This is a genomic window from Halosegnis sp. (genome assembly GCF_042216475.1).
In the GTDB taxonomy this organism is placed as follows: Archaea; Halobacteriota; Halobacteria; order Halobacteriales; family Haloarculaceae; genus Halosegnis.
The window spans coordinates 2,517-6,386 of sequence record NZ_JBDGTV010000015.1 but is presented as its reverse complement, the minus strand read 5'-3'; the positions used below and the strand labels follow the sequence as shown (position 1 = coordinate 6,386).

Here is a 3,870-nt window from a genome sequence, read left to right as displayed (position 1 = left end):
CGTCGAACTCGAGGGCAGCGGAGTTGATGCAGAACCGCTTGCCTGTCGGCTCGGGCCCGTCGTCGAACACGTGCCCCAAGTGGCCGCCACACTCCGCACACACGGTCTCCGTGCGAACCATCCCGTGCGAGCGGTCCTCGCGGAATTCGATGGCCCCCTCGACGGCATCGTAGAAGGAAGGCCACCCGGACCCCTCGGTGTCGAATTTCGTGTCCGAGTCGAACAACAGCGCGTTACAGCCCGCACACCGGTAGGCGCCGTCGTCGTCCTTGCCGATGTACTCGCCGGTGAACTTCGGTTCGGTTCCCTGCTCGCGGAGGATCTCGTACTCCTCGTCGGTGAGCAGGTCGCGCCACTCCTCGTCGCTGTCGGGCAGGTGTTCGGTGTCGCTCATACCACCGGTACGGGCCCGACCGACTTGTATCCGCGGCCCCGGGCCGTCCGGTAGGCTGAAGGCCGCAGGGTCGGTCACTCCAGTATGCGAACCGAGGAGGAGATCCGCGAGCGAATCGCGGCACTTGAGGCGGAGTACGACCGCCACGACCCACCCGCCTCGCAGCTCGAAGAGGAGGCCGAGGTCGCCCTGTTGCGTGCTATCGAGGAACTGGAGTGGGTGCTCGAAGAGTTCGACGGCGAGGAGTTCACGGAGTGACGTCCGCCGCCTCTCGACCCGACTCGCTCGCCGCTGACGCGGATTGCGCCGTGCTGACGGGACAGTAGCGCTTGCGTGTGCAGGAGCAAATCGACGCCGACGCGATGGGAGGTGGCCTCGACACCGGTGACGCAGTAACCATTTTTGCGCACGATACCGTATATACTGGTATGCTCGACCTCGGCACGGTCGCGCTACTGGCGCTGTTCGGCGCTGTCAACCTCGCGCTCACGTTCGCGCTGCTCCGGTGGCGGCGCGGTGATCTCGGGCGGTCGGCGGTTGCCGGCGCCCCGACCACGGCTACGACTACAGCCGTGCCCGACTCCGATGCCGACGCCGACGGGTCGACAGTCCAGTGTCGCGAGTGTGGCACGCCCAACGAGCCCGACTACACCTTCTGTCGGGCCTGTGTCGCTCGCCTCCCGGGGAACGGCCAGGCCGTCGGGCCTGCGCCGCCGGCGCCCGACCGGGTCGGCTGACCCGTCTGGTCACCCGCCGGCAGCTATTAGCCGCCGCCGTCCGCTGCTCGGAGTATGCCGACCATCGAGGTGACTGACGAACAGCTCGACCGACTCGAGGCGGTCCGCGACGACGTGGCCGGCACGCTCGCCGGCCCGTACGGTCACGTCCGCGTGCAGGATGCCGTCGAGTACCTGCTCGACACGTACACGCCGCCCGAAGAGCGCGGGGAGACGCCCGCCGCGGCCGCGAGCGAGTCCGATGCCGGGGCGCCTGTGGACGGCGGGCTAGCGGCGCTCAAGCCGGTCGGCTCTGCGAAGGCGGCCGCACTCGAACGGGCCGGCTACGAGTCGGTCGCGGACCTCCAAGCTGCCAGCGTCGCCGACCTCACCGAGGTGACGGGCATCGGCGAGACGCTTGCCGAGCGCATCCTCGCGGCCGTCGACGGCGACGCGGCACCGACAGACGACGGCGCGAGTGCCGAGTCTGACGATATCGACGCGTCCGATACGAGCGACGAGGCCGAAACGGACGACGAGAGCGGTGACGACCAGGCCGACGAGGGTGGCAACGGGGGCGGGGCCGCCCGGCTCGACGCGATGATGAGTCTGCTCGACGAGCACGCCGACAAGTGGACAGAAAGCGACGGCGACGAGCCCTACGAGGTCGAACTCCCCGACGGCTCCGTCGAGACCGCGCGGACGAAAGACGACGTCCGCGGGCTCCTGTTCCGCCACTACTGACCGATGCTCAACCGACTGCGCGCGTGGCTCGCGGGCCTGTTCGGCAGCAGTGCCGACACTGATACCGATGCCGCCAGCGATGCCGGTGACGACGCGACGACGTGTACCGTCTGCGGGACCTCTCTCACGGCCGACCAGACCGCCTGTCCGCTCTGTGGGACGCGCCGCGAGTCGACGTCGGACCCACAGGAGGAGCCCTCGACCGGGGCGGGCACGGCAGAAACACGCTCAGGCGACGTCACCGACGACGCGGCCGACCGGCTCTCGGAGCTCCGCGACGACGACACCTGACCGACTCGGATTGCGATGCTGTGAGCGCTGTCGCTCATGTCTAGTGTGCGCTCGACACGAAACGAGGGGCCGCACTTGCGACGCTGCTACAGGCTGTCCCGTGTTCTTCGCCACGCTAGAGTGGCGTCACCTCCGAGCGCGGGCCCGCTCGCTACTCGATGTGGCCTTCTTCGCGCAGTTGCGCGGCGTCCTGCTCGTCGTAGCGCCACTCGATGTCGCCTTTGTCGTCCTGCCAGTCCCACGGCTCGATGAGGACCACGTCGCCCTCGTTGATCCACGTCCGGAACCGCATCCGGCCGGGAATCCGGCCCATTCGCTCTTTCCCATCGGCACATCGCACGCGGACCCGCCCGCCGCCCAGCATGTTCGTCACGACGGCGAACTGCTGGTTGTCGTCGGGCATCCGCAGTGGCTTGCGACCGCTATCGTCACTCATTGGGGAAGCTACTCTGCCCAGGTAGTTAAGACGTGGTATCCGTCGGTCCGGGACCCGCCGGTGTGACAGCCGTGCACTGACGGGCTGGCCGGTCCGCTCGCGTGTCTAACAGGTGTCGGCAGCCACCAGCGACCAGCACGCCGGCGGTCCCACCCCGGTCACCTGCCCGGTGCATGGGCGCGTACATCGGCATGGCACCCGGAGCCCGAGACGAGACTTACAGGCACTGCTGGTCTCCTCGTTGCCCGGGATGGATGGGGCGCCAGCCAGGCACAGTGACCTCCGCTCACGCCCGACCGGATGGGATGGACGTCCGCGCCCGACGTGTCACTGCGAGGGGTCGTTCGAGGGGAGCACGTCCCGGACGCGACGTTTCAGCTGTGCGACCCGTGTGGTCTCTTGCCCACGGCGTGTTGCCTTGAGCAGACACCCGACGTACAGCGTGGCGAGCCCGTACATCGGCATCGTCGCGAACCGGAGCACCGGCTCCCCGATCGGCATCACGATCTCAGAGAGCCCGACCACCTGACTGACTGCCCGCAGCTCCCCGCGGCCGATGTTATAACTGAGTATGAGCGTTCCAAGCGCGTACAGGGTGTGGACCCGGCGACTCCGCTCCACGTACAACAACACGAGCAACGGCGCGTAGATGATGTACGTATCCAGGTCCTGTGATGTCGGCATGATGAACCAGACGCCGAGGATGGTCACGAGTAGCAGCGTGGCGCGGTCGTTCAGCGATGTGGTCGGCATCAGCGCGTACACGCACAGCGTGATACACACGACCACGACCAGGATGACCGGTGTCCACACGACCGGGTCGACCCCGGGGAACAGCTGTGCGAGCGCTCGCAGTGGTGTCACGGCTTCATTATCCGGGCTCGCCCCGCCACGGAACATCTCGTAGCGCACGCGACTCGTCCCCGCGATGGCAAAGAATCGGACATACGCCTCCTTCCCGAACACGAGCAGACCAAGCAGGGTCGCCCCCAGGCCCGTCGCGACCGCTGCAGCGACGGCCCGCCACTGCCGGACCCGGAGCATGTACGCCCCCCAGAAGGCAGGATACCCCTTCACGATGGCTGCGAGTGCCCACAGACTGCCGCCGCGCGCACGACTGGCCTCCATGAGCAGCCAGCCGCTGCCGAGCAGGGCCGCGAAGATGCCGACGAACGAGCCGTTGATCAGGTTCACGATGGGGTAGACGCTCAGGATTGTGAACCCGGCGAGCACGAGCTGGTCGACCCGCTGGAGGGTGACACGCCGGCGGAGAAACACCACCAGCCCGA

Annotated in this window: 7 protein-coding genes; 4 read left to right on the top strand and 3 right to left on the bottom strand. The window is 67.8% G+C overall.

Annotated elements, in window-relative coordinates; all coding sequences use genetic code 11:
- Positions 1-394, bottom strand: a 394-nt coding sequence (gene msrB / locus ABEJ63_RS10470) for a peptide-methionine (R)-S-oxide reductase MsrB (protein WP_375796320.1), incomplete at its 3' end; no start/stop codon positions are given.
- An 84-nt stretch (positions 395-478) separates the two neighbouring features.
- Between msrB and ABEJ63_RS10465 the strand changes: the two genes are divergently transcribed.
- The 4 genes from ABEJ63_RS10465 to ABEJ63_RS10450 all read left to right on the top strand — a co-directional run bounded on the left by ABEJ63_RS10465 (position 479) and on the right by ABEJ63_RS10450 (position 2,145).
- Complete coding sequence (locus ABEJ63_RS10465; RefSeq protein WP_375796319.1) at positions 479-652, top strand: hypothetical protein; 174 nt, start codon at positions 479-481, stop codon at positions 650-652.
- A 170-nt stretch (positions 653-822) separates the two neighbouring features.
- Positions 823-1,131, top strand: coding sequence for a hypothetical protein (locus tag ABEJ63_RS10460; RefSeq protein WP_375796318.1), 309 nt, complete (start codon positions 823-825; stop codon positions 1,129-1,131).
- A 54-nt stretch (positions 1,132-1,185) separates the two neighbouring features.
- Complete coding sequence (locus ABEJ63_RS10455) at positions 1,186-1,854, top strand: helix-hairpin-helix domain-containing protein (RefSeq protein WP_375796317.1); 669 nt, start codon at positions 1,186-1,188, stop codon at positions 1,852-1,854.
- A 3-nt stretch (positions 1,855-1,857) separates the two neighbouring features.
- A complete protein-coding gene (locus ABEJ63_RS10450; protein ID WP_375796316.1) occupies positions 1,858-2,145 on the top strand; it encodes a hypothetical protein in 288 nt (95 codons plus the stop codon).
- 151 nt (positions 2,146-2,296) lie between these two features.
- Here the strand turns inward: ABEJ63_RS10450 and eif1A are convergent, their stop codons facing one another.
- Both eif1A and ABEJ63_RS10440 read right to left on the bottom strand, forming a co-directional pair.
- Complete coding sequence (gene eif1A, locus ABEJ63_RS10445) at positions 2,297-2,581, bottom strand: translation initiation factor eIF-1A (RefSeq protein ID WP_375796315.1); 285 nt, start codon at positions 2,579-2,581, stop codon at positions 2,297-2,299.
- Positions 2,582-2,908: 327 nt separating this feature from the next.
- Positions 2,909-3,870, bottom strand: a 962-nt coding sequence (locus ABEJ63_RS10440) for a glycosyltransferase family 87 protein (RefSeq protein WP_375796314.1), incomplete at its 5' end; no start/stop codon positions are given.